Genomic DNA, 22878 nt, shown 5'->3' with positions numbered 1-22878 from the left:
AGTCCCTGGGTCGCCGAAGGCATGCGCCGACGATAGCCGCCGGGTTGCAGCATCCGCAAATCGGTCCGTCATGATGACGCTTGACGCAAAGTACTTTGTGATGCAAACTACTTTGCATGAACGAGCAAATGGATGCCGCGAGCGACCCGCGACAGATGCTCGACCTCATCGACACCACACGTCGCGAGGCCGTCCGTCGCATCACAGGTCGCTACGCCGGACTGCTGGTGCTCTGGGCTGTCGCCTGGGGCGTCGGGTTCGCCGCACTCTGGCTGACCCGCGGGGTCGGAGGCGTCGACCTCCTCCCCACCGCCGTCGGATGGTGGATCTTCGGGGGCGCGCTCGTCATCGCGATCGTGTGGTCGGCCGTGGTCGGCATCCGCGCGGGCAGCGACGGGATCCGCGGGCGCAGCCAGCTGCAGGGAGCGCTGTACGGCTGCTCGTGGACGATCGTGATGGTGGCGGCGTGGGCGCTGATCTCGGGCCTGCAGAGCAACGGCCTGTCGCAGGAGCTGTCGCAGCTCCTGTACCCGAGCCTGTACATCTTCCTGGTGGGCGTGCTCTATCTGTCAGGCGGCGCCGTCTGGCGCGCGGTGCCCATGTACATCCTGGGCGCCTTCCTCATCGTGATCGCCGTGATCGGGCTGTTCTTCGGCGCGCCGACCCACTTCCTCGTCTACGCGATCGCCGGCCCCGTCGCGATGCTCGTCGTGGCCGCGCTCATGTACTGGGGGCCGATCGCGCCCAGCACGGCGGAGCGGTCATGAACGAACTCGACCCCGTCATCCACGCCCCGGCACGGCTGCGGATCATGACGACGCTGGCCGAGGTGCTCGAGGACGGCGACACGATCACCTTCCCGGCGCTGCAGAAGCTCCTGGCGATGACCGCGGGCAACCTCACCACCCACCTCGCCAAGCTGGCGGATGCCGGGTACGTCGAGGTCGCGAAGTCATTCGCCGGCCGCAAGCCCGTCACCGAGATCTCGCTGACCCACGCGGGGCGCGGAGCCTTCCGCTCCTATCGCACACAGCTCCTTGCACTGCTCGGAGGATCCGCATGACCGCAATCGTCCACACCGAGGCCCTCACGCGGCGCTTCGGCGACACCGTCGCCCTCGACGGTGTCACGCTCGACATCCACGCCGGCGAGTGCGTCGGGCTTCTCGGCCCCAACGGGGCAGGCAAGACGACTCTCCTGTCCCTTGTCGAGGGTCTGCGACTGCCGACCTCCGGCGTGGTGCGACTCTTCGACGGCGACCCGCGGACGCCGGCGAGCCGCTCCCGGCTCGGATCCACGCCCCAGGCCACGGCGCTGCCGGAGGCGCTCAAAGTGCGGGAGGTGCTGCGGTTCGTCGCCTCCCACTACCCCGCCCCTGGACCTGTGGATCGCGTCATCGCCGAGTTCGACCTCGAGCCGCTGCTCGCCAAGCAGTGCGGAGCGCTCTCGGGGGGCCAGCAGCGTCGTGTCGCGGTCGCCCTCGCCTTCGTCGGCGACCCTGAGCTGGTCCTCCTGGACGAGCCGACGACCGGTCTGGATGTGGACGCCCGGCGCTCGCTCTGGGACGCCGTGCGCACCCGTCATCGCGAAGGCACGGCCGTCGTCGTGACGAGCCATCACCTCGAGGAGATCGAGCAGCTGGCCGAGCGCGTCGTCGTCATCGACCACGGCGCGGTGCGGGCCGACGACACGCTCGCCGCCGTGGTCGCGGGCGTCGCCCGCCGACGGGTGACCGTGCGCGGGGTCGCCGCCGGCGGGATCCTCGCGCTCGATCCCGACGCGACCGTCACCACGGACCCGGTCGACGGAACCGTGACCGCCGTCGTCTCGGACTCCGACGCGCTCATTCGGGCGCTCGTCGCCTCCGGCGCCGCGTTCACCGACCTGACGGTGCGCGGGGCATCCCTCGAAGAGGCCTTCCTCACCATCACGAAGGGAGCGATGGTCTGATGTCCACTCTGACGCTCGCCGCGGTCCACACGAAGTACAACCTGCTGGAGACGATGCGGGTGCCGATCGCCGTGATCGGATCGCTGGTGTTCCCGACGCTCGCGTTCTGCCTGTTCGTCCTGCCGCAGCGCATGGTCGTCGACGAACCCGACTTCGCGACGGCCGCCATCGCGTCGATGGTCGTGTTCGCCTTCATGTCGGCCAGCCTCTTCAGCATCGGCCTCGACATGGCGGATCAGCGCTCCAAGCCCTGGTGGCCGTACCTGCGCACGCTCCCGGGCTCGCCGGCGGCACGCCTCATCGGGCTCGTGGCGGCGACTCTCATCATCTCGATCCTCGCGATGATCCCGCTCCTGATCGTCGGCGGCATCTTCACCGCGGCCACCGCGCAGGCCGGGGATCTGTTCGCGGCGATCGGGCTGGCGATCCTCACCGCCGTGCCCTCGGCACTTCTCGGGACGATCATCGGCACGACCGCCGGGCCCAAGGCCGCGATCGCCATCACGCAGGTGGCGATGTTCCTCCTCGCGTTCGGCGGCGGGCTGTTCCTTCCCCCGGTCCTGTTCCCCGAATGGCTCGACCTCGCCTCGAAGTTCCTGTGGGTGCGTGAAGCCCGCGAGATCGTCATCGCGGCCGCCCTCGGCGAGAGCGCACCGCTGTGGGCGGTACTCGGGATCCTCGCGTGGACGCTCGTGCTGGGCATCCTGGCGGTATGGCTGTACCGCCGCGACGAGGGACGCCGCTACCGCTGAGCCTCGTCGAGCAGGGCGAGCTCGTCAGGCCGGGTCAGTCCCGCCCGACGATCGCGCTCGAGGCCGCGGGTGCGCTCGTCGGCGAGCGCGCGCGCCAGCGTCTCGCCCAGCGGGCGGAGGCGGCCGCCGAGCAGCCGGTAGGCGGAGTTCGAGCGGGTCCAGAACCCCGGCATGCCCGCCGGCAGCCACAGCGGCAGGGATCGCGGGCCCATCCAGTACGCGACCTCGTGCTGTGCGAGCCAGTCGTCGGCGGCGGAGACGAGGGACCCGGTGTGCCCCGCGGCTTCGCGGGCATCCGCGAAGAGCCGATCCAGGGCGACCGGATCGCCGACCGCGTTCACGACCCCCGTCCACCGCTCGTGGCCGACCGCCTGCACGAATTCGGCGAGGTCGTCGACGTCGATCACCTGTGCGCCCCGTTCGGCGGTGTCGGGCACAAGCACGTCCCCGGTGCCCGCGAGAGCGAACCGCCCCACCCAGTATCCGAACCGGTCAGTGGGGTCGCCCGGCCCGACGATGAGGCCAGGACGCACGATCGCGGTGCGGAACCCGAGAGCGGAGCGGACGGATGCCTCGGCCCGCACCTTCGCGCGACCGTAGTCCTCGTCCTCCTCGGGGCCGGCAGGCGTCAGCAGCTCGGACGTCTCGTCGGCGCCGGGCACGTCGTCGGCGGCGTACACGGAGACAGTCGAGATGTACGTCCAGTGCCGGGTGCGCTCCCCCAGCCCCGCGACTGCCGCGGCCACGTGGTCGGGGTTCGACGACACGTCGACGATCTCGTCCCACTCGCGGCGGGCGACCTCTCCGTACGCGGTGGGGTCGTTGCGGTCGGCGACAGCAAGCGTCGTCCCGTAGGGCGCGTCGCGACCGCCGCGGGCGAGGCACGTGACGGAGGCTCCGGCATCCGCCCACCGCTCGGCGATGCGCCCGCTCAGCCAACCCGTCCCGCCCAGCACCAGTACGTCGGTCATGGCTCCACCCAACCAGACGGGCCAGGTCGCAGCATCCGTTCTCCGCCGTTGGCAGAGCGGATCAGCCGGAGACCACAGCGAACCCGACTCCTGCGACGTCGCGCCCGCGCCGCCACGACCGCAGCTCCAGCTCCCGCGGCGCCGGGAGCTCGGCGAACAGACGGATGCCGCGTCCCAGCAGGACCGGCACGACATGCAGCAGGATCTCGTCGACGAGCCCTTCGCGGAGGAATTGCTGCGCGACGTGGGGACTGCCCATGATCACCACGTCGCGCTCGCCGGCGGCCCGCTGCGCCTGGGCGAGGGCCTCCACGGGACCTTCCGACACGAAGGTGAAGACCGTCCCGTTCTTCGTCGCCGGCGGGCGCCGCTCATGGGTGAGCACGAAGACCGGGCTCGAGAACACGTCGTCGTCACCCCACGGCTCCTGACCGGCGTTCCACGTGCGCCGTCCGAAGATGACCGCTCCCGCCCGCCGGAAGCGGTCGATCAGCTCCACCGCCGCCGGATCGGGGTCGGCCCCGTCGGCGTCGTCCATCCAGCGGTGCAGCCGCGAGAGATCGTCGCCCGGCCCCGTCGCGAATCCGTCGACCGAGACCGTGACGTACAGCACCGTCGAACCCATGAGCGGCTCCTTCCGTGATCGGACGCTCCGACACGAGGAGCGTACGGCGGTAACGGACCAGTGATATGGTCCAGTTCCGTGGCACAGAAATGGACCACTTCGGACCTGGTCCTCGCGTTGGCCGTTCCCCGCGGCGCCAGATTCGGAATGCGGATGCAGGCCGCGCTGCGTGACGCGGTCCGCGCCGGTGTGATGCGTCCCGGCGACACCCTGCCTGCGACGCGCGAGCTCGCGGTCGAGCTGGGCGTCGCACGAGGAACCGTGGTCGACGTCTACGAGCAGCTCGCCGCCGAGGGGTACCTCGTCGCGCAATCGGGCGGCCGCACTCGCGTGGCGCCCGGAGCGACGGCGCTCACCGCCTCGCCCCGAAGGTCGGCGCCGGCGCGTCGCCGCGGCTGGATCTTCGACCGGGCGTTCCCGATCTGCGCCGCTTCCCCGCCGGTGACTGGGCGTGGGCGCACGCCGAGGCCGCGCGGAGCATCGGCGGTGCGGACGTCGACTACGGTGACGGGCGGGGCCACCCACGAGCGCGCGCGGCGATCGCGGATCACCTGCGCAGGGTGCGCGCGACCGACACCGATCCCGACCGCGTCGTGCTGTGCTCAGGGTTCGCTCAGGCGCTCACCCTGCTCCTGCCGGCACTCGCCGAACGCGGAGTGCGCCTGCTCGCGGTGGAGGACCCCGGTGACCGAGGGATCGACGCCGTGGCTCGCGCGGCGGGCGTCGGCCTGACGCCCATCCCCGTCGATTCGCACGGCATCCGTGTCGAGCTGCTCGAGCCGGCGCAGGCGCAGGCTGTCCTCGTGACGCCCGCACACCAGTCGCCGACGGGCGTCGTGCTCTCGGCCTCGCGTCGTCGCGAACTCGTCGAGTGGGCGGTGCGAACCGGCGGATGGATCATCGAGGACGACTACGACTCGGAGTTCCGGTACGACCGGCAGCCGATCGGGGCGCTGCAGGGTCTCGCCCCCGAGCGGGTCGTGCTCGTCGGGTCGGCCAGCAAGAGTCACGCACCAGCGGTGCGCACCGCGTGGATTGCCGCGCCGGGCGCGCTGATCGACGTGCTCGCCGCGCGTCGCCGCACCGCCGATCGAGGCGGCCCGGTGCTCGGCGAGCTCGCGTTCGCGGCTCTGCTCGACTCCGGACGCCACGACAAGCACGTGAGGGCGATGCGCGCCGCGTACGCCGCCCGGCGCGAGATCGTCCTCGACACGCTCGGCCGCCTGGGCGCGGGGCTCGCACTCACGGGCGTGTCAGCGGGATTCCACGGCGTGCTCGAACTGCCCGCCGCCGCGGACGAGTCGGCTGTGGTGACGGCGGCCGCGGATCGCGGGGTGCGGGTGATCGGTCTCACGTCGTTCACACGTGATCGCGGTGACCTCCCGCCGTCGCTCGTGATCGGCTTCGGCGACATCGACGACGAGGGCGTGCGCGAAGCGCTCCCCCTGTTGCGCGACGCCATCGCAGCGACGGTTCGAGACTAGATCGCGAGGCCCGGTGCGTCGGGCCGCAGCATCCGGCATCCGCCGACAGTGGACCGTCAGACGCGGTCGCGGAGGAATGCCGTGACGCGCCGCCACGCGTCGGCCGCGTCGGTCGGGTTGTAGCGGCGGCCGGTGTCGTTGAAGAACGCGTGCGCCGAGTCGGGGTACACGACGGCCTCGAAGTCGACACCCGCCTCGGCCATGGCCTCGGTCACCGCCGGGAGCGCGTCGACGAGCGCGGGGTCGTGCTGCCCGTAGATCGCCAGCACCGGCGCGGCGATGTCGGTGATGAGGTCGGCCGACGGCGCCGTGCCGTAGAACGGCGCGACGGCGCGCACGCGATCGTCGTGCGTGGCGAGGAGGAACGCGTAGGTGCCGCCGAAGCAGAAGCCGGTCGCGGCGATCCGGTCGTCGACCCCGGGCTGCCCGGCGAGCCAGTCGACCGTCGCGCGAAGTGCGCCGACCGCCCAGCCGGCGTACTCGGGCGCCCGCATGCCCGACATCGCCTCGCGCATGCGCGGTTGCGCGGCGGTGCGGGCCTCCTCGTCGTCGCTGTTCATCAGCGCGAAGAGTTCCGCGCCCAGGGCCGGTGCGACTCCGCCATGGCTCAGGATGTCGGGCGCCGCGACCAGCCATCCCTCGGCGGCGAAGCGATCGGCCACGTCCGTGATGTGGCCGACCAGACCCCAGATCTCGTGGATGAGCACGAGTCCGCCGATCGGATCGCCCGCGGGGTGGGCGACGTACACGTCGAGCACCTCGCCATCGGCGATCGGAATCGCGGTCATCTCTGACATGGTGCCCCTCCGATACGGATGCTACTCGCGCAGCGTCGCCGCGAAACGCTCGGTCGCGACGGCCACACCCGCCAGTTTCGCCTCGGTCGCCTCGGCCGCCGTGAGCGTGCGGTCGTGGGCACGGAAGCGCAGCGCGAACGTGAGGCTCTTCTCGCCCTCGGGCACGCCCTGGCCGCGGTAGTCGTCGACGAGGCGCACCGACTCGAGCAGCTCCCCCGCCCCCGCGACGAGCGCGGCGCGGACCTCCGCCGCCGGAACGTCGGCGCCGAGGACGAGCGACACGTCCTGGGTCGCGGCCGGGAACCCCGACAGCGACGCCGCGACGACCTTCTCGCCCGCGAGCGACAGCACGAGGTCGAGATCGAGTTCGGCGACGATGACGCGACCCGGAAGATCGGATGCCTCGGCCACGGCCGGAAGCAGTTCGCCGACGTAGCCGACCTCGGTGCCGTCGACCGAGAGAGCGCCGGTGCGTCCGGGGTGCAGCGCGGCGCGCTGACCCTGTGCGACGTCGATCGTGACGCCCGCCGCTGCCGCGATCGTGCGGACCGCGTCGAGCGCGTCGGCGAGTTCCGCCGTCACCGGAGCGACACCGGGCTGCTTCGCGACGAGGCTGCCCGTGAGCAGCACGGCGACGTGGCGGTGCTGGGGCGGGATCGAGGCGTCGAGCTCGGCCAGGGTCGCCGCATCCGGTCGCACGGCCAGCGGCGGCACGAACGACGTGCCGTACTGCGCACCCGGCTTCGGGAGGAACACGACGCCGGTCTCGAACAGCGTGAGATCGGTCAAGCCCCGCGAGACGTTGCGGTGGGCGACCTGCAGAAGGCCGGGGACGAGCGAGCGGCGCAGGAACGGCGCCTGTCCGTCGAGGGGGTTCGCGAGCTTCACGCTCGGCAGATGCCCACCGGACGCCGAGCCGTGGAGGTCGTTCTGCTCCTCGGTGGTGAACCCGAACGAGGGGGTCTCGACGAATCCGGCGGCGGAGAGCGCGTTCGCCACGCGACGGCGGCCCTGCTGCGCGGCCGTGAGGCCGCGGCCCGACGGCGGCAGCGGCAGCACCGACGGGATGCGGTCGTAGCCCTCGATACGGGCGACCTCCTCGGCGAGCGTCCACTTGTCGGTGAGGTCGGGACGCCACGACGGCGGGATGACCTGCCACCCTTCACCGCCCTCGGCGCCGACGACCTCGCAGCCGATGAGCCGCAGCGCGGCCTCGATCTGCCCAGGCGTGTAGTCGACGCCGATGAGGCGCTGCACGAACGTCGGCGGCAGCTCGATGCCGGGAATGAAGACCTCGGCGAACAGGGCCGCGCCGTACGCGTCGTCGCTGGTGCCGCCGGCGTACTCGACCATGAGATCGGCGACGCGACGCGCGGCGACGAACGGCACGAGCGGGTCGACACCGCGCTCGAAGCGACGGGATGCCTCGCTCGGCAGCTTGTGGCGGCGGGCCGTGCGCGCGATCGACACGGTGTCGAACGTGGCGGCCTCGATGAGCACGTTGCGGGTCGCGTCACCCATCTCGGTCGTGCCACCGCCCATGACGCCGGCGAGGCCGATGGGACCGGACTCGTCGGTGATCAGGAGGTCCTCGGGGTCGAGCGTGCGGACCTTGCCGTCGAGGGTCTCGAGCTTCTCACCGGGGGTCGCACGACGGACCGTGATGCCGCCCTGCAGCTTGTCGAGGTCGTAGCCGTGGCTCGGCTGGCCGAGCTCGAGCATCACGTAGTTGGTGATGTCGATCAGGATGCCGAGCGAGCGGATGCCCGCGAGCGACAGGCGGGCGATCATCCACGCCGGGGTCGGCTTGGTGGGGTCGACATCGCGCACGACGCGCGCCACGAACTCGGTGACGCCGGCGCGGCCGCGGATCGGCGCGAGGTCGTCGGCGCTGACCGGGAAGCCCGCGCCCGGCGCGATGTCTTCCCACGCGCGATCAGCCGGGTCGCGGAACGCCGCGCCGGTCGAGTGCGAGTATTCGCGCGCGACACCTCGGATCGACAGCGCGTAGCCGCGGTCGGGCGTCACGTTGATCTCGACGGCGACGTCGTCGAGACCGAGGAGGGAGATGGCGTCGGTGCCGACAGGCGCGTCGATGCCGAGCTCGACCAGACGCAGGATGCCGTTGTGCTCGTCGCCGAGACCCAGCTCACGGGCGGACGCGATCATGCCGTCCGACACATGGCCGTAGGTCTTGCGCGCGGCGATCGGGAACGGGCCGGGCAGCACCGCGCCGGGCAGAGTCACCACGACCTTGTCGCCGACGAAGAAGTTGCGCGCACCGCAGACGACGCCGTGCACGGCGTCGCCCCCGTCCGCGGCGGTCTCGCCATCGGGCGCGACGCGCACCTGGCACCAGCGGATCGTCTTGCCGTTGGACTGCGGCTCTTCGACGAACTCGAGGACCTCGCCCACGACGATCGGACCCTGCAGGTCGAAGTGGTGGATGTCCTCCTCTTCGAACCCGACGCGCACGAGCGCGGCGAGGACGTCCTCGGGCGCAGCATCCGTCGGGACGTCGACGTACTCACGAAGCCATGAGAGCGGGACGCGCATCAGACCACCATTCCGAACTGCTCGCTGAAACGGACATCGCCCTCGGCCATGTCGCGCATGTCCTGGACATCGCTGCGGAACATGAGCGTGCGCTCGATGCCCATACCGAACGCGAAGCCCGAGTACTCCTCCGGGTCGATCCCCGCCGCGCGCAGCACATTCGGGTTGATCATGCCGCAGCCACCCCACTCGATCCATCGGGCGCCGCCCTTGAAAGTCGGGTGCCACAGGTCGAGCTCGGCCGACGGCTCGGTGAAGGGGAAGAAGTTCGCACGGAAGCGGGTCTTCGCCTCGGCGCCGAACAGCACCTTCGCAGCGTGGTCGAGCGTGCCCTTGAGATGGGCCATCGTGATGCCCTTGTCGACGACGATGCCCTCGAACTGGGTGAAGACCGGCAGGTGCGTCGCGTCGAACTCGTCGGTGCGGTACACGCGGCCCGGGCACAGAACGTACAGCGGCAGGTCGCGCTCGAGCATCGAGCGCACCTGGACCGGGCTCGTGTGGGTGCGCATCACGAGATGGCGCTCCACCGGGTCGACGAAGAACGTGTCCTGCATCTGACGCGCGGGGTGGTCGACGTCGAAGTTCAGGGCATCGAAGTTGAACCACTCGTGCTCGAGCTCGGGACCCTCTGCGATCTCCCAGCCCATCCCGACGAAGATGTCGGCGATCTGCTCCTGGAGGAGGGAGATCGGATGCCGCGCCCCGACGCGCGCACGAGCCGCGAGCGCAGTGATGTCCACGCGCTCGGCCTCGAGCTTGGCGGCGGTCTCGGCGGCGGCCACCTCTTCCTCGCGGGCGGCGAACGCCTGGTTCACGCGTCCGCGCGCCTGGCCGACGAGCTTGCCGAACTCGGCCTTCTTCTCGTTCGGCACGTCACGCAGCCGCGCGTTGAGCTTCGCCAGCGGCGAGCCTTCGGCGGAGTGCGCGGAGCGGGCGGCCTTCAGCGCTGCGGTGTCGCCCGCGGCCGCGATGGCCACGAGGGCGGCGTCGACGGCGGCGTTCACCGCCTCAGGCGTGATCTCGGTGGTTTCGGGAGCGTCGGACACGAGAGACGAGTCTACCGACGGCAGACGACCGACCCTCCCGGCAACGGATCCGCGTTACTGGGCGGTGCCGTCGTGCTTGCCGAGGCCACGGTTCGCGGCGAGCTGATCGGCCCGATCCGCGGTCGCCTCCACCTCGAGCAGAGTGGCCGGATTCATCGGATCGACGCCCTTCCCACGCCCGCCCTTGCGGCCGCCGCTGGCCGTGCGGCGTGCGAGCCACCGGGCGAACCACGACAGCAGCAGGTTGATCGTCAGGTAGATCGCGAGCGTGACGACGAACAGCGAGAACAGGTACCGGTTGCCGTAGAAGCTGCCCAGGTTGTTGATGTTGTTCCGGATGATCTCGTTGTAGCCGACGATGTAGCCGAGGGAGGTGTCCTTCAGGAGCACGACCAACTGCGCGACGATGATCGGCAGCATCTGCCGGAACGCCTGCGGGAACTCCACGAGCATCTTCGACTGGAACTCGCGCATGCCCACGCTGAGCGCGGCCTCACGCTGGCCCTTCGGCAGTGCGGCCAGACCGGCGCGCAGGATCTCGCCGATCAGCGTGCCGTTGTACAGGATGAGCGCGATGACGACGGCCCAGAAGGCGCCCGTGGATGCGACGAGCAGGATGAACAGCATCATCAGCAGGACCGGCATGCCGCGGAAGAACTCGATCACCCAGGCCGTCGGGATGCGCACCCACGGAATGAGCGAGCTGCGCAGCAGCGACAGCAGGATTCCGAGCGCGATCGCGCCGACGGCAGCCACCGCGGCGGCCTGCAGCGTCGCCACGATGCCCTCGGCGATGAATCCCCACACGGCGGGATCGGTGAAGATGTCCCACCGCGACCCGTCGAACATGCCGGGGAGGTTGATGCCACCCGACGTGCGCGGCGCCGCGAGCGTCATGATCACCCACGCCGCTCCGGCGAGGATCAGAAGGACCGCGACGATCGAGATGATCAGCGACAGCCGGCGCGCCCGAGGGCCGGGGGCGTCGAAGAGAACGCTCGAGCCGGTCATCGCCGCACCACCCAACGCTTCTCGAGCCGCCCCGCCAGGAAGCCGAGCGGCACGGTGATCACGAGATACAGGGCGGCCGCGGTCAGGAGGATCTGGATCACGATGTTCCCGTTGTCGTTGGCGAGCTGGCGCGTCGTCGCGAACAGCTCGACCACGAAGAATCCGCCGGCCACCGACGTGTTCTTGGTGAGGGCGATGAAGACGTTGATGAGCGGCGGGATCGTCATGCGGAACGCCTGCGGCAGGACGACCAGCGAGACCGTCTGCCCGAAGCCGAGTCCGATGCTGCGCGCGGCCTCGGCCTGACCGACGGGGACGCCGTTGATGCCCGATCGCAGCGCCTCCGCGACGAACGGCGACGTGTAGTAGGTGAGTGCGATGAACGCCAGGAGGAGGTAGGGCAGCCGGACGCCGAGCATGGGCATCACGAACGCCGTGAAGATGAAGACCAGCGTCAGCGGGGTGTTCCGCGCGATCTCCGTCCAGAAGGCGGCGAAGACGCGCAGCGCCCCGACCGGGGAGATGCGCATCGCCGCGATGAGCGTGCCCAGGATGAGCGCGCACACGCCCGACACCGCGAGAAGGATGAGCGTCACGCGGAAGCCTTCGAGGAAGGTCGGCATCAGCGACCAGAGCTGCTCCATGCGTCTCTTTTCGGGAACGTGATCAGACGGGGAGCGGATGCCTCGGGCCGGCGCGTGCGGCCGGCCCGAGGCATCCGCCTTCGATCAGTAGCGGTCGGGAGCGGGCGGGTCGACGAACGGCAGGACCGTTCCGGCCGTCGCGTTCCACGCCTCTTCGTAGCGGCCGTCCTCGTACGACTCCTCCAGCACGTCGTTGATCCACATGCGGAAGTCGGTGTCGTCGAGCGCGAGGCCGATACCGTAGGGCTCCTCGGTGAACGGCTCGCCGACGACCTTGAACTCGCCCTCGTTCTGGGCCGCGAGGCCCGCAAGGATCACGTTGTCGGTCGACACCGCGACGACGGCACCGCTGCGCAGCGGCTCGAGGCAGTTCGAGTACGTGTCGGTGAGCACCGGCTCGGCGCCGATCTCGGCGAGCTTCGCCGCCGGGGTCGAACCCGTCACCGAGCAGACCGGCTGGCCGACGAGGTCGTCTTCGCTCTCGATGTCGTCGTTGTCGGCGAGCACCAGGATCGACTGACCCGCCATGTAGTACGGACCGGCGAAGGAGACGACCTCCTTGCGCTTGTCGTTGATCGTGTAGGTGGCGATGACGATGTCGACCTCACCGTTCTGGATGAACGGCTCGCGGTTGGCCGACACGGCCTCCTTCCACTCGATGTCCTCCTCGGCGATGCCGAGCTCGGACGCGATGATCTTGCCGATCTCGACGTCGAAGCCCTCCGGCCCGTTGGGGCCGTTGAGGCCGAAGAGGGGCTGGTCGAACTTCGTGCCGATCGTGATCGAGCCGGCCTCAGCCAACTCGGCCATCGTGGTGCCCGCCTCGAACGTGGGCTCGGGCTCGGGCGTCGCCGTGTCTTCGGCGCCCGGCGTCCCGCCGCCGGCGCACGCCGACAGCGCGAGCGCCCCTGCCGCCGCGAGGGCGATCAAAGGAAGTCGCATTCGCTTCATGTCTTCGTCCTTTGCTGTGTGCGGACCGTTTGTGACGGTCCTCTCGGATCCCGGCCGTTGGGGGACGGCGGGAGTCTGTGTCAGTGCTCGAGGATCTTGGAGAGGAAGTCCTTCGCCCGGTCGCTCTGCGGGTTCGTGAAGAACTGGTCGGGCGTCGCCTCTTCGACGATCGCGCCGTCGGCCATGAACAGCACGCGGTCGGCCGCCTTGCGGGCGAAGCCCATCTCGTGGGTGACGACGATCATCGTCATGCCCTCCTGCGCGAGGCCGATCATCACATCGAGGACCTCGTTGATCATCTCGGGATCGAGGGCGCTCGTCGGCTCGTCCATGAGGATGAGCTTCGGGTTCATCGCGAGCGACCGCGCGATCGCGACACGCTGCTGCTGCCCGCCGGAGAGCTGGTTCGGCATCTTGCTTGCCTGGTTGGCCACGCCGACGCGGTCGAGAAGCTGCATGGCCTTCTCGTCGGCTTCCTTCTTCTTGATGCCGCGCACGCGCGTGGGGCCCAGCGTCACGTTCTCGAGCACCGTCTTGTGCGCGAAGAGGTTGAACGACTGGAAGACCATGCCTACGTCGGCGCGCAGCTTGGCGAGCGCTTTGCCCTCTTCGGGAAGGGGCACGCCGTCGATCGTGATCCTGCCGGAGTCGATCGTCTCGAGCCGGTTGATCGCGCGACAGAGCGTCGACTTGCCCGAGCCGGACGGCCCGATCACGACCACGACCTCGCCGCGGTTGACCACGGTGTTGATGTCCCTCAGGACATGGAGGTCGCCGAAGTGCTTGTCGACGTGGTCGACGACCACGAGCGGCTCGCCGCGACGGACGTTGATGTTCGAAGTGCGCGGCGCCGCTGCCGGTGCATCAGGTGTCGCCATGCCCTTCACACTAGGGGTGCGCGTCGACCCTCGGCCAGAGGGTTGCGGCGTCTTTACCGATCCGTAACAGGGTGGGAATGAACGCGGTTCAGCGCGCGGCGCGCTGCGCGAAAGCGGTCTCGTACAGACACACGCTGGCCGCGGTCGCCAGGTTCAGCGACTCGGCCGCACCGTAGATGGGAAGCCGCAGCGAAAGGTCGGCCAGTGCGAGCGCGTCCTCCTCGAGACCCCGCGCCTCGTTGCCGAAGAGCCACGCCGTGGGCTCGGCGAGCACGTCGCGCGACGCGAGGAAGTCCCCTCCCCCGACATCGGCGGCGATGACCCGGACGCGGGCCTCGCGCGCCTTCTCGACAGCTGTGGCGAGATCGACGCCGACCGCGACCGGCACGTGGAACAGGGATCCGGTGGTCGCTCGCACGACCTTGGGGTTGTACGGGTCGACCGTGCGCCCGGTGAGGACCACGGCGTCGGCTCCGGCGGCGTCGGCGGCGCGGATGATGGTGCCGAGGTTGCCGGGGTCCCGCACCTCTTCGCAGATCGCGACGAGTCGCGGAGAGGCGGCGAAGACGTCGCGCAGCGACGTGGGCGACTGACGGGCGACCGCGACGATCCCCTGGGGCGTCACGGTGTCGGCCATGGCGTCGAGCACCGCCTCGGTCGTGTAGACGATCTCGAGCCCGGCGTCCTTCGCGGCGTCGCGCACGTCGGTGTGCTTCTCGAGCGCGGTGGGCGTGGCGAAGATCTCGACGAGGGTGTCGGGCCGGTACGCCAGCGCTTCCCGCGCGGCCTGCGGACCCTCCAGAAGGAACAGCCCGGTCTCCTGACGGGCGCTGCGCTTCGTCAGCTTCGCGACGGCGCGGACACGCGGAGAGCGAGGGTTCTCGAGCACGGCTCTCAGTCTAGAGTCGCGGCATCCCCATATCGGAATGCGTTTCTCGCGGCCTGCTGCGCGCCGCGGGAATGCGAAAGAGGCGCCCTCCGCGAGGAGGACGCCTCTTTCGAGACTACGGATGCCGCGGTCAGGCGCTCTTCGGAGCGTTGACGTTCTCGGGCAGCGCCTTCTTGGCGGTCTGGACGAGCGACGCGAACGTCTTGGGCTCGTTCACCGCGAGCTCGGCGAGCATGCGGCGGTCGACCTGCACACCCGCGAGGCCGAGGCCCTGGATGAAGCGGTTGTACGTGATGCCGTTCTGACGGGCAGCGGCGTTGATGCGCTGGATCCACAGGCGGCGGAAGTCGCCCTTGCGCTTGCGACGGTCGCGGTACGCGTAGACGAGCGAGTGGGTGACCTGCTCCTTCGCCTTGCGGTACAGACGCGAACGCTGGCCACGGTAACCCGAGGCGCGCTCGAGGATGACGCGACGCTTCTTGTGGGCGTTGACGGCCCGCTTGACTCTAGCCATTTCTTGATGTTCCTAACTTGCGTCGGCGCGCGTCAGCGGCCGAGGAGCTTCTTCGCGACCTTGGCGTCGCCCGGGGCGAGGACCTGCTCCTGCGACAGGCGGCGGGTGCGGCGGCTGGGCTTGCCCTCGAAGTTGTGGCGGAGGTTCGCCTGCTGCTTCATGAGCTTCCCGCTGCCGGTGACCTTGAAGCGCTTCTTGGCGCCCGAGTGGGTCTTCTGCTTCGGCATCTCTTCTTCCTTCGTTTCACTTCCCGCCCAGGCGGGAGTCGGTATCCCGCGGTGCGGGAGTCTGTGGGGCCTTACTCGGCCGTGGCTGCCTCGGAGGCGGCGGCCGGGGCGTCGGCCGCGGGGGCCTCGGCCGCTGCAGGCGCATCGCCGGCCGGCGTCGCGCCGCCGCTGCGGGCGGAGCGGGCAGCTTCCTTGTTCGCGGCGCGCTGAGCGTTCTGCTCGGTCTTCACCTCGGACTTGTTCTTGTGCGGTGCGACCACCATCACCATGTTGCGGCCGTCGATCGTGGGGTTCGATTCGACCGTGCCGAACTCGGCGACGTCCTCCGCGAACTTGCGGAGCAGACGCACACCCTGCTCGGGACGCGACTGCTCGCGACCGCGGAACAGGATCATCGCCTTGACCTTGTCGCCGGACTGGAGGAAGCCCTCGGCGCGCTTGAGCTTGGTGATGTAGTCGTGGGCCTCGATCTTCAGACGGAACCGGACCTCCTTGAGGACGGTGTTCGCCTGATTGCGACGCGCTTCCTTGGCCTTCTGCGCAGCCTCGTACTTGAACTTGCCGTAGTCCATGATCTTGACCACGGGCGGCTTCGAGTTCGGGGCCACCTCGACGAGATCGAGGTCGGCCTCCTGAGCCAGGCGCAGCGCCACCTCGATGCGGACGACGCCGACCTGCTCTCCGTTCGGGCCGACGAGGCGGACCTCGGGCACCCGGATGCGGTCGTTGGTGCGGGGATCGCTGATGCGGAACTCCTTGGGTATATGGGCTGGACCACCGCGACACACTGTCGTATCGCGGGCGGAGGAAGATCCACTCCACCCGTCAGACGCTTCGAGCGCCGACTTCCTGCACCCTCTCCGGTGATGGAGTTCCCGCCCGGTCGCCCGGACGGCTACCCCGGCCGCAGAACGGTCGGGGCGGAGTGCATGACCCGGTAGCCTGGAACGGCAAGCGCGGGTGGGATGTGATCCACTTTCCGATCCGGTGCAGAACGCACCGGAGACCGCAGCAGTCTATCAGAGAGAACGGCGTGGACACGATTCGAGACCAGGACGGCGATCCGACGAGCACGACGGCAGTGGATGCTGAGCGTCAGGCGCGCTGGGAGGAACAGGAGCGAGCGGCCGCCTCCGCCTCGCGCGACATCGCCGATGTGCCGGCCGTCGAGGTCATCACCACGGCCGCCGTGCACCTGATGAGCGCCGCCGCCGTGAAGGTGGGGCTGGCCGACGACCCCGCGACGCAGACCGACCTCGACGAGGCCCGCAAGCTCATCAACGCCCTGGCCGGGCTCATCACCGCCGGCGCCCCCGAGATCAGCGACATGCACGCCCGGTCGCTGCGCGACGGGCTGCGGTCCGTTCAGCTCGCGTTCCGCGAGGCCTCGGTCATCCCCGACCCGATCGGCAAGGGCCCCGGCGAGAAGTGGACCGGCCCGGTCACCTGACCCGCCGCCCCTGAGGCGCGGCCGGCCTAACCGTCGATTCCGAGCGCGGCGGAGCCGCGCGCGACGGCGTCGATCGTGCGGCGCACGGCCTCGTCATCCGTGCCGCGGTTGCTCACAGAGAAACGCACCACCGTGCGCCCATGCCACGTCGAGGACGAGGCCCACGCCGTGCCCTCCGCGCGAAGCCACTCCCCCAAGGCCGCGGTCGACGCATCGTCTCGCGCTGCGAGGCACACCTGCGTGAACACCACCTCGTTGAGCACCTCGAGACCGGGGACCGCCTCGAAGCCCGCGGCGAGGGCGGTGGCAGCATCCGTCAGCCCATCGACCAGACCCGCGACGCCGTTCCGGCCCAGGAAACGCAGGGCCGCCCACACCGGAACCCCGCGCGCGCGGCGTGACATCTCCGTGACGTGGTCGTACGGGTCGGCGACGCCGGCCATCTCCGGGAGGTAGGCCGCGTGCGCGCCGAGGGCCGCGGTCATCGCCGCCTCGTCGCGGACGACGGCGATCCCGCAGTCGTAGGGCACGTTCAGCGTCTTGTGGGCGTCGGTCGCCCACGAGTCCGCGTGCGCGAGCCCTTCCACCAGGTGCCGCGACCGCGGGCTCGCGGCGGCCCACAGGCCGAACGCGCCGTCGACATGCACCCACGCGCCCGCCAGATGCGCCACCTCCACGGCCGCGACGAAGTCGTCGAAGGCGCCCGAGTGCACGTCACCCGCCTGCAGGGCGACGATCGCGGGAGCGTCCCCGTGCTCGTGCAGCGCCCGCGCGAGCCCGTCCAGGTCGATTCTGCCCTCGGCGTCCGCGCCGACGGTTCGGGGTGCACCCAGCCCCGACATCCGTCCCGCCAGCACGACCGAGGTGTGCACCGCATCGCCCGCGAGGAAGCGGATCGGCGGTGCGTCGTGCAGTCCGAGAGCCGGATCGCCCCCGCGTTCGCGGATAACGGCATCGCGGGCGGCGATCAGGCAGGCCAGGTTCGCGTTCGTCGCGCCGGTCGAGAAGCCCACTCCGCAGTCGGGAGGGAGCCCGAGCACATCGAGGAGCCACCGCGCAGCGGTCTCCTCGACCGCTGCCGTGGCCCCGGCGACCTGACGCGGCCCGGTGTTCTGGTCCCATGCCGACACGAGCCAGTCGGCCGCCAGCGCGGCGGGGTAGGCACCCCCGGTCACGAGACCATAGAACCGCGAGGACCCCATCGCCATGAGACCAGGCTCTGCGGCGGCCACGAGCTCCTCCACGACAGTGGTCGCGTCGCGGCCGTCGTCGGGCAGCTCGCCCGGGAACCGGTCGAGGATCGCGTCGGCACCGAGCTCGGGGCGAATCGGGCGCTCGTCGAGCGAGTCGAGCCACGCCATCGCGTGGCGGTGTGCCGTGTGGAGCGCCCATCCGTACTCACCCCGCGCATCGTGCTCCACCCGGCCACCTCCGCGGCCGATCATCCACCGGCCGATCGAAAGCCGCAAGGGCTCGAGCGTCAGGCGCGGACGAGCTTGACCGTCAGAGAATCCACGAGCACGGCGATGCGGTCGTCGGCGGCCCAGCGCTTCGCGAGGCGGGCGAGCACGGCGTCGAGCTCGGTCTTCTCGAGCCCGTCCATGAGGTGGAGGCGCACGACCAGCTCGGGCCCGCGCAGGCGTGCGTCGGGATCACCGGCCTCCACCGCGAGGTCGATGACCGACAGCTCGCCGCCGATGCTCGCCTGCAGGCCCGCGTACACCTCGGGCGAGAGGAAGCTCGGCTCCCAGGGCTGAGCCTGGCCGATCGCCCAGACCGCCGGGCGGCGGATGACGAACTCCGTCTCCGACGTCGGGTCGACCACGATCAGGTCGGTGTCTTCGGCGGCCGCCGAAAGTGCGGTGCGGACGCCGTCGGCCGGAACCGGCCGAGCCGCAGCATCCCACCGCCTCATCGTGTCGACCGACGTGAACACCGGGAGGACCCGACGGCCGTCGGGGGCCGCCACCGTGACGATGGAGAGCTCCTGCGTCTTGTCGACCTCGAGGCCGTGCGCGCCGATGCCGTGGTCGCCCTTCTCGGCGACGAGCGGGATCAGCAGGCGCGCGGAGCGGTACGCGTCGACGACCTCGCGCTGCCCGCCGGTGCCGGCGCGGAACGCGGTGAGCGCGGCCAGCAGCGCCGGATCGGCGGAGCCGTCGTCGGAGGAGTGCGGATTCGCCTGGAAGCTGCGGCCCTCCCACGGCACGCCGGCGGAGTCGCCGCCGTGCGCATGGCCGTGGTGAGCGGCGTGCGGGTCAGTGTCCGGCGACATCCAGCGCCTCGGCGAGCGTGAAGGCGCCGGCGTACAGCGCCTTGCCCACGATCGCGCCCTCGACGCCGAGCGGGACGAGGTCGCGCAGCGCCGCGATGTCGTCGAGGCTCGACACGCCGCCCGAGGCGACGATGGGCTTCGGAGTGCGGGTGGTCAGCTCGCGCAGGAGGTCGAGGTTCGGGCCCTTGAGGGTGCCGTCCTTGGTGACGTCGGTGACGACGTAGCGGCTGCATCCGGCCGACTCGAGGCGGTCGAGCACCGTCCACAGGTCGCCGCCCTCACGCGTCCAGCCGCGTGCGGCGAGCGTGGTTCCGCGCACGTCGAGGCCGACCGCGATGGCGTCGCCGTAGCGGCCGATGACGTCGGCGGCCCACTCGGGGTTCTCGAGCGCAGCGGTGCCGAGGTTGATGCGCGACGCGCCGCTCTCGAGGGCAGCCTCGAGCGTGCGGTCGTCGCGGATGCCGCCCGAAAGCTCCACCTGAACACCGCGGACCTGCTTGATGACCTTGCGCAGCACGCCGGCGTTGCTGCCGCGACCGAAGGCGGCATCGAGGTCGACGAGGTGGATCCACTCGGCGCCCTGCCGCGCGAAGTCGAGCGCCGCGTCGACGGGATCGCCGTAGCTCGTCTCGGTGCCGGCCTCGCCCTGCGTCAGGCGGACGGCCTTGCCGTCGGCCACATCGACAGCGGGCAGGAGGACGAGCTTGGGGGTTGACGCGAAATCGTTCATGGATCCTGACTCAGACGTGGGGAAGCTGTGGGGCGGATCGCGCAAGCACGGGCCTGCGCAGACGGCACGGTCTCAGAGGGTAGACCCGCCGAGGCCGTCGATCCAATTCGTGAGGAGACGGATGCCGGCATCCCCGGACTTCTCCGGGTGGAACTGTGTGGCCGACAACGGCCCGTTCTCGACGGCCGCGAGGAACGGCGTGCCGTAGTCGCACCATGTCAGAACGGGCTCGGGGAAGGGCGGCTGCACGTCGAGCAGCCACTTCTGCGCGCCGAACGAGTGGACGAAGTAGAAGCGCTCGTGCTCGATACCGCGGAACAGGCGCGAGCCCTCGCCGGGCTCGACCGTGTTCCAGCCCATGTGGGGCAGGACGGGGGCGTCGAGCTCGGTCACGACGCCGGGCCACTCGCCCATACCCTCGGTGTCGACGCCGCGCTCGACGCCCCGCTCGAAGAAGATCTGCATGCCGACGCACACGCCGATCACCGGGCGCCCGCCGGCGAGGCGGCGTTCGATGAGCTCGTCACCGCGACTGGCGCGCAGCGCCTCGGCCACGGCGCGGAATGCGCCGACGCCGGGTACGAAGAGTCCGTCCGCATCCATGATGAGGCCACGATCGGAGGTCAGTCGTGCGTCGGCGCCTGCCGCGATCAGCGCCTTGACTGCGGAATGCACGTTGCCCGACCCGTAGTCGAGGACGGCGACGAGCGGCTTCTCCTGTTCGGAGGGAGCGCTTGCGGTCACAGGGCGCCCTTCGTGCTCGGGATGCCGTCGACGAGCGGGTCGAGCGCCTTCGCCTGCCGGAACGCGCGGGCGAACGCCTTGTACTCCGCTTCGGCGATGTGGTGCGGGTCGCGGCCCGACAGCACGCGCACGTGCACGGTCAGCGCCGCGTTGAACGCGATCGCCTCGAATGTGTGGCGCACGAGCGAGCCGGTGAAGTGGCCGCCGATGAGGTGGTGCTCGAAGCCGGCGGGCTCGCCGGTGTGCACGAGGTAGGGGCGGCCGCTGATATCGACCACAGCCTGCGCGAGCGCCTCATCGAGCGGGACGAGCGCGTCACCGTAGCGAGAGATGCCCGACTTGTCGCCGAGCGCCTCGCGGATCGCCTGGCCGAGCACGATCGAGATGTCTTCCACCGTGTGGTGGGCGTCGATCTCGGTGTCGCCGGACGCACGAACCGTGAGATCGGTCAGCGAGTGCTTCGCGAACGCCGTCAGAAGGTGGTCGAAGAACGGCACCGTGGTGTCGATCCGGCTGCGACCCGTGCCGTCGAGGTCGAGCTCGAGCTCGACAGTCGACTCGCTCGTCGCCCGGCGCAGCGAGGCGGTACGTGGTGCGGCGCTCATGCCGCCGATCCTACCGAGGCGAGGGCGTCGAGGAACGCGGTGGTCTCGTCCTCGGTACCCGCGGTGACCCGCAGGTGCGCCGGGATTCCGACGTCGCGGATGAGCACGCCCTCGTCGTAGAGCGCCTTCCAGGTCGCAGCCGGATCGGCGACGCCACCGAACAGCACGAAGTTCGTCCACGACTCGTGGGGCGTGTAGCCGAGCGCCTCGACGGTCGCCGAGATGCGGTCGCGCTGCGCGACGATCTCGTCGACCATGCCCAGCATGACCGGCGCGTGGCGCAGTGCGGCGGACGCCGCCGCCTGCGTGAGCGCACTCAGGTGGTACGGGAGTCTCACGAGCCGCAGTGCGTCGATCAGGGCGGGATCCGCAGCGAGGTAGCCGACGCGGGCACCCGCGAAGGCGAACGCCTTGCTCATGGTGCGCGAGACGACGAGTCGCTCACGCCCGGGCAGCAGCGTCAGCGCCGAGCGCTCGTCGTGCGGGGCGAACTCGAAGTACGCCTCGTCGACGATGACGATGCCTTCGCTGGCCTCGTACACCGCCTCGACGACGTCGAGTCCGAGCGGGGTTCCGGTCGGGTTGTTCGGCGAGCACAGGAAGATCACATCGGGCGAGGCATCCGAGATCTGGGATGCCGCGTCCTCCGCGTCGATCGTGTAGTCGGCCGATCGGGTACCCGAGATCCACTCCGCACCTGTGCCGCGCGTGAGCAACGGGTACATCGAGTACGTGGGGGTGAAGCCGAAGGTGGTGCGGCCGGGACCGGCGAACGCCTGCAGGATGTGCTGCAGCACTTCGTTCGATCCGTTCGCCGCCCAGATCTGATCACGTGTCAAGCCATGGCCGAGATAGTCGGCGAAGCCTTCCCGCAGTGCGGTGAACTCACGATCGGGATAGCGATTGACGTCGCGCAGGGCGAGAGCGATCGAGTCGAGGATGTCGTCGGCGACCTCGGCCGGAACCGGATGCGTGTTCTCGTTGACATTGAGGGCCACCGGAAGCGGTGCCTGCGGGGCGCCGTAGGGCTTCTGCCCCCGGAGATCGGCGCGTATGGGGAGGTCTTCGAGACGTGCACTCACCCATCCCATGGTAGGCCCGCCGGTCATCACCCCCTCGCCGCGTGACGTCGCGCGACGCACCCCGGGATCAGCGGTCGTATGCCGTCGGGATCGCGAGGCGCTGCCCCGCCTGCACGAGGACGGTGTCGAGCGCGTTCAGGCGCACCAGCTCGTCGACGACGTCGCGCGGGTCGCGGTCGGGCGCGACATCTTCGGCGATCGTCCACAGCGATTCGCCGGCAGAGACGGTGACCGTGGTGAACGACCCCGCGGGTGCGCCTACGTCGCGAGAGGCGAGTGCCGCGCCCCCGCCCAGCACCGCAACGCTCAGGGCGACGACCGCCGGAAGGGCGGCCAGCACGGCGAGCACGCGACGGCCGCGCAGCGTCAGCCGGAGACGCGTGGAGCGGCCGGTCACGGCACGAGTGGCGCGCTGGGCTGCCGCGCCGGCGGCGCGGGCCGGCGACGGGACGGACGTCGTGAAGTCGATCGCGGTCATGCTCGTCTCCTCCTGATGGGGAGAGATTCGCATTCTCCACTCGGTCGGGAGTGGAGAATGCGAACCTCTCTTCCGAAGCTATCTTCGAGTCTGTACGATGTCAATACCGGATTCCGACGTCGATCTCTCGAACGCGACACGCGGCGAGGTTGCCACCTCATCGCGTGGGATCCGGATACGGTTTCGATACGAGAACCCCACCACGGGCCTCCGACA

The 22878-nt window shown here is 70.3% G+C and carries 26 protein-coding genes and 1 pseudogene; 7 read left to right on the top strand and 20 right to left on the bottom strand.

The window, feature by feature from the left end; all coding sequences use genetic code 11:
- Window positions 1-116 precede the first annotated feature (116 nt).
- Genes ACVN90_RS06875 through ACVN90_RS06860 form a run of 4 tightly spaced genes read left to right on the top strand, consistent with a single transcriptional unit; the run spans window position 117 to window position 2702 of the window.
- Window positions 117-767: a hypothetical protein gene (locus ACVN90_RS06875; RefSeq protein WP_475101391.1), complete on the top strand. Its 651-nt coding sequence runs from the start codon at window positions 117-119 to the stop codon at window positions 765-767.
- Window positions 764-1063, top strand: coding sequence for a transcriptional regulator (locus tag ACVN90_RS06870; protein WP_475101390.1), 300 nt, complete (start codon window positions 764-766; stop codon window positions 1061-1063). The genes ACVN90_RS06875 and ACVN90_RS06870 overlap by 4 nt, the downstream gene beginning before the upstream one ends.
- Window positions 1060-1950, top strand: coding sequence for an ABC transporter ATP-binding protein (locus ACVN90_RS06865; protein ID WP_475101389.1), 891 nt, complete (start codon window positions 1060-1062; stop codon window positions 1948-1950). The genes ACVN90_RS06870 and ACVN90_RS06865 overlap by 4 nt, the downstream gene beginning before the upstream one ends.
- On the top strand, window positions 1950-2702 hold the full coding sequence (locus tag ACVN90_RS06860) for an ABC transporter permease (RefSeq protein WP_475101388.1): 753 nt from the start codon (window positions 1950-1952) through the stop codon (window positions 2700-2702). The genes ACVN90_RS06865 and ACVN90_RS06860 overlap by 1 nt, the downstream gene beginning before the upstream one ends.
- On the opposite strand, the gene ACVN90_RS06855 is transcribed toward ACVN90_RS06860, so the two are convergent.
- Entirely contained in the window at window positions 2693-3673 is a 981-nt protein-coding gene (locus ACVN90_RS06855; RefSeq protein ID WP_475101387.1) for an NAD-dependent epimerase/dehydratase family protein, read from the bottom strand. The genes ACVN90_RS06860 and ACVN90_RS06855 overlap by 10 nt on opposite strands.
- 61 nt (window positions 3674-3734) lie before the next feature.
- Window positions 3735-4298 (bottom strand): dihydrofolate reductase family protein, encoded by a 564-nt coding sequence (locus ACVN90_RS06850; protein ID WP_475101386.1) that lies wholly within the window; start codon window positions 4296-4298, stop codon window positions 3735-3737.
- Between the two features lie 147 nt (window positions 4299-4445).
- Between ACVN90_RS06850 and ACVN90_RS06845 the strand changes: the two are divergent.
- Window positions 4446-4619, top strand: a pseudogene (locus ACVN90_RS06845) (GntR family transcriptional regulator); the annotation flags it as partial.
- Window positions 4610-5782, top strand: a complete 1173-nt coding sequence (locus ACVN90_RS06840; RefSeq protein ID WP_475102079.1) for an aminotransferase-like domain-containing protein — start codon at window positions 4610-4612, stop codon at window positions 5780-5782. The pseudogene ACVN90_RS06845 and the gene ACVN90_RS06840, both read left to right, overlap by 10 nt.
- 56 nt (window positions 5783-5838) lie before the next feature.
- Here ACVN90_RS06840 and ACVN90_RS06835 read toward each other — a convergent pair whose 3' ends face one another.
- The 11 genes from ACVN90_RS06835 to infC form a co-directional block, all read right to left on the bottom strand.
- Window positions 5839-6570 (bottom strand): dienelactone hydrolase family protein, encoded by a 732-nt coding sequence (locus tag ACVN90_RS06835; RefSeq protein ID WP_475101385.1) that lies wholly within the window; start codon window positions 6568-6570, stop codon window positions 5839-5841.
- Window positions 6571-6600: 30 nt separating this feature from the next.
- Window positions 6601-9135 carry a phenylalanine--tRNA ligase subunit beta gene (pheT, locus tag ACVN90_RS06830; protein WP_475101384.1) on the bottom strand — a complete coding sequence of 845 codons (2535 nt, stop codon included), beginning with the start codon at window positions 9133-9135 and terminating at the stop codon, window positions 6601-6603.
- Entirely contained in the window at window positions 9135-10184 is a 1050-nt protein-coding gene (pheS, locus tag ACVN90_RS06825) for a phenylalanine--tRNA ligase subunit alpha (RefSeq protein ID WP_475101383.1), read from the bottom strand. Before pheS ends, pheT begins: the two co-directional genes overlap by 1 nt.
- A gap of 54 nt (window positions 10185-10238) precedes the next feature.
- Complete coding sequence (locus tag ACVN90_RS06820) at window positions 10239-11195, bottom strand: ABC transporter permease subunit (protein ID WP_475101382.1); 957 nt, start codon at window positions 11193-11195, stop codon at window positions 10239-10241.
- Window positions 11192-11839, bottom strand: a complete 648-nt coding sequence (locus ACVN90_RS06815) for an amino acid ABC transporter permease (RefSeq protein ID WP_475101381.1) — start codon at window positions 11837-11839, stop codon at window positions 11192-11194. Before ACVN90_RS06815 ends, ACVN90_RS06820 begins: the two co-directional genes overlap by 4 nt.
- A gap of 84 nt (window positions 11840-11923) precedes the next feature.
- Window positions 11924-12790 carry a glutamate ABC transporter substrate-binding protein gene (locus ACVN90_RS06810; protein WP_475101380.1) on the bottom strand — a complete coding sequence of 289 codons (867 nt, stop codon included), beginning with the start codon at window positions 12788-12790 and terminating at the stop codon, window positions 11924-11926.
- 80 nt (window positions 12791-12870) lie between these two features.
- Window positions 12871-13668: an amino acid ABC transporter ATP-binding protein gene (locus tag ACVN90_RS06805; RefSeq protein ID WP_475101379.1), complete on the bottom strand. Its 798-nt coding sequence runs from the start codon at window positions 13666-13668 to the stop codon at window positions 12871-12873.
- An 88-nt stretch (window positions 13669-13756) separates the two neighbouring features.
- Window positions 13757-14557 (bottom strand): TrmH family RNA methyltransferase, encoded by an 801-nt coding sequence (locus tag ACVN90_RS06800; protein WP_475101378.1) that lies wholly within the window; start codon window positions 14555-14557, stop codon window positions 13757-13759.
- Between the two features lie 130 nt (window positions 14558-14687).
- Complete coding sequence (gene rplT, locus ACVN90_RS06795; RefSeq protein WP_045297244.1) at window positions 14688-15071, bottom strand: 50S ribosomal protein L20; 384 nt, start codon at window positions 15069-15071, stop codon at window positions 14688-14690.
- A gap of 32 nt (window positions 15072-15103) precedes the next feature.
- Window positions 15104-15298: a 50S ribosomal protein L35 gene (rpmI, locus tag ACVN90_RS06790; RefSeq protein ID WP_045297246.1), complete on the bottom strand. Its 195-nt coding sequence runs from the start codon at window positions 15296-15298 to the stop codon at window positions 15104-15106.
- A 71-nt stretch (window positions 15299-15369) separates the two neighbouring features.
- Window positions 15370-16011 (bottom strand): translation initiation factor IF-3, encoded by a 642-nt coding sequence (infC, locus tag ACVN90_RS06785; protein WP_475101377.1) that lies wholly within the window; start codon window positions 16009-16011, stop codon window positions 15370-15372.
- A gap of 320 nt (window positions 16012-16331) precedes the next feature.
- On the opposite strand from infC, the gene ACVN90_RS06780 reads away from it, so the two are divergent.
- Window positions 16332-16748, top strand: a complete 417-nt coding sequence (locus ACVN90_RS06780) for a DUF1844 domain-containing protein (protein WP_378903483.1) — start codon at window positions 16332-16334, stop codon at window positions 16746-16748.
- Window positions 16749-16774: 26 nt separating this feature from the next.
- On the opposite strand, the gene ACVN90_RS06775 is transcribed toward ACVN90_RS06780, so the two are convergent.
- The 7 genes from ACVN90_RS06775 to ACVN90_RS06745 all read right to left on the bottom strand — a co-directional run bounded on the left by ACVN90_RS06775 (window position 16775) and on the right by ACVN90_RS06745 (window position 22662).
- On the bottom strand, window positions 16775-18169 hold the full coding sequence (locus ACVN90_RS06775; RefSeq protein WP_475101376.1) for a pyridoxal phosphate-dependent decarboxylase family protein: 1395 nt from the start codon (window positions 18167-18169) through the stop codon (window positions 16775-16777).
- A gap of 59 nt (window positions 18170-18228) precedes the next feature.
- On the bottom strand, window positions 18229-19023 hold the full coding sequence (locus ACVN90_RS06770) for an SseB family protein (protein ID WP_475101375.1): 795 nt from the start codon (window positions 19021-19023) through the stop codon (window positions 18229-18231).
- On the bottom strand, window positions 19007-19753 hold the full coding sequence (gene priA / locus ACVN90_RS06765) for a bifunctional 1-(5-phosphoribosyl)-5-((5-phosphoribosylamino)methylideneamino)imidazole-4-carboxamide isomerase/phosphoribosylanthranilate isomerase PriA (RefSeq protein WP_342000436.1): 747 nt from the start codon (window positions 19751-19753) through the stop codon (window positions 19007-19009). The genes ACVN90_RS06770 and priA overlap by 17 nt, the downstream gene beginning before the upstream one ends.
- Before the next feature lie 72 nt (window positions 19754-19825).
- Window positions 19826-20497 (bottom strand): imidazole glycerol phosphate synthase subunit HisH, encoded by a 672-nt coding sequence (gene hisH, locus ACVN90_RS06760; RefSeq protein ID WP_475101374.1) that lies wholly within the window; start codon window positions 20495-20497, stop codon window positions 19826-19828.
- Window positions 20494-21102 carry an imidazoleglycerol-phosphate dehydratase HisB gene (hisB, locus tag ACVN90_RS06755; protein WP_475101373.1) on the bottom strand — a complete coding sequence of 203 codons (609 nt, stop codon included), beginning with the start codon at window positions 21100-21102 and terminating at the stop codon, window positions 20494-20496. Before hisB ends, hisH begins: the two co-directional genes overlap by 4 nt.
- A complete protein-coding gene (locus ACVN90_RS06750; protein WP_475102077.1) occupies window positions 21099-22193 on the bottom strand; it encodes a histidinol-phosphate transaminase in 1095 nt (364 codons plus the stop codon). The genes hisB and ACVN90_RS06750 overlap by 4 nt, the downstream gene beginning before the upstream one ends.
- A gap of 58 nt (window positions 22194-22251) precedes the next feature.
- A complete protein-coding gene (locus ACVN90_RS06745; protein ID WP_475101372.1) occupies window positions 22252-22662 on the bottom strand; it encodes a LysM peptidoglycan-binding domain-containing protein in 411 nt (136 codons plus the stop codon).
- Window positions 22663-22878: the final 216 nt, after the last annotated feature.

Source organism: Microbacterium sp. F01, assembly GCF_056156365.1.
Note: the sequence above shows the minus strand (reverse complement) of the source record. Positions and strands in the feature narration are given on the sequence as shown.

Coding starts and splice junctions, on each gene's coding strand:
- ACVN90_RS06875 (WP_475101391.1), top strand. CDS start 117: ATGAACGAGCAAATGGATGCCGCGAGCGACCCGCGACAGATGCTCGAC.
- ACVN90_RS06870 (WP_475101390.1), top strand. CDS start 764: ATGAACGAACTCGACCCCGTCATCCACGCCCCGGCACGGCTGCGGATC.
- ACVN90_RS06865 (WP_475101389.1), top strand. CDS start 1,060: ATGACCGCAATCGTCCACACCGAGGCCCTCACGCGGCGCTTCGGCGAC.
- ACVN90_RS06860 (WP_475101388.1), top strand. CDS start 1,950: ATGTCCACTCTGACGCTCGCCGCGGTCCACACGAAGTACAACCTGCTG.
- ACVN90_RS06855 (WP_475101387.1), bottom strand. CDS start 3,673: ATGACCGACGTACTGGTGCTGGGCGGGACGGGTTGGCTGAGCGGGCGC.
- ACVN90_RS06850 (WP_475101386.1), bottom strand. CDS start 4,298: ATGGGTTCGACGGTGCTGTACGTCACGGTCTCGGTCGACGGATTCGCG.
- ACVN90_RS06835 (WP_475101385.1), bottom strand. CDS start 6,570: ATGACCGCGATTCCGATCGCCGATGGCGAGGTGCTCGACGTGTACGTC.
- pheT (WP_475101384.1), bottom strand. CDS start 9,135: ATGCGCGTCCCGCTCTCATGGCTTCGTGAGTACGTCGACGTCCCGACG.
- ACVN90_RS06820 (WP_475101382.1), bottom strand. CDS start 11,195: ATGACCGGCTCGAGCGTTCTCTTCGACGCCCCCGGCCCTCGGGCGCGC.
- ACVN90_RS06815 (WP_475101381.1), bottom strand. CDS start 11,839: ATGGAGCAGCTCTGGTCGCTGATGCCGACCTTCCTCGAAGGCTTCCGC.
- ACVN90_RS06810 (WP_475101380.1), bottom strand. CDS start 12,790: ATGAAGCGAATGCGACTTCCTTTGATCGCCCTCGCGGCGGCAGGGGCG.
- ACVN90_RS06805 (WP_475101379.1), bottom strand. CDS start 13,668: ATGGCGACACCTGATGCACCGGCAGCGGCGCCGCGCACTTCGAACATC.
- rplT (WP_045297244.1), bottom strand. CDS start 15,071: ATGGCTAGAGTCAAGCGGGCCGTCAACGCCCACAAGAAGCGTCGCGTC.
- rpmI (WP_045297246.1), bottom strand. CDS start 15,298: ATGCCGAAGCAGAAGACCCACTCGGGCGCCAAGAAGCGCTTCAAGGTC.
- ACVN90_RS06770 (WP_475101375.1), bottom strand. CDS start 19,023: ATGTCGCCGGACACTGACCCGCACGCCGCTCACCACGGCCATGCGCAC.
- priA (WP_342000436.1), bottom strand. CDS start 19,753: ATGAACGATTTCGCGTCAACCCCCAAGCTCGTCCTCCTGCCCGCTGTC.
- hisB (WP_475101373.1), bottom strand. CDS start 21,102: ATGAGCGCCGCACCACGTACCGCCTCGCTGCGCCGGGCGACGAGCGAG.
- ACVN90_RS06750 (WP_475102077.1), bottom strand. CDS start 22,193: ATGGGATGGGTGAGTGCACGTCTCGAAGACCTCCCCATACGCGCCGAT.
- ACVN90_RS06745 (WP_475101372.1), bottom strand. CDS start 22,662: ATGACCGCGATCGACTTCACGACGTCCGTCCCGTCGCCGGCCCGCGCC.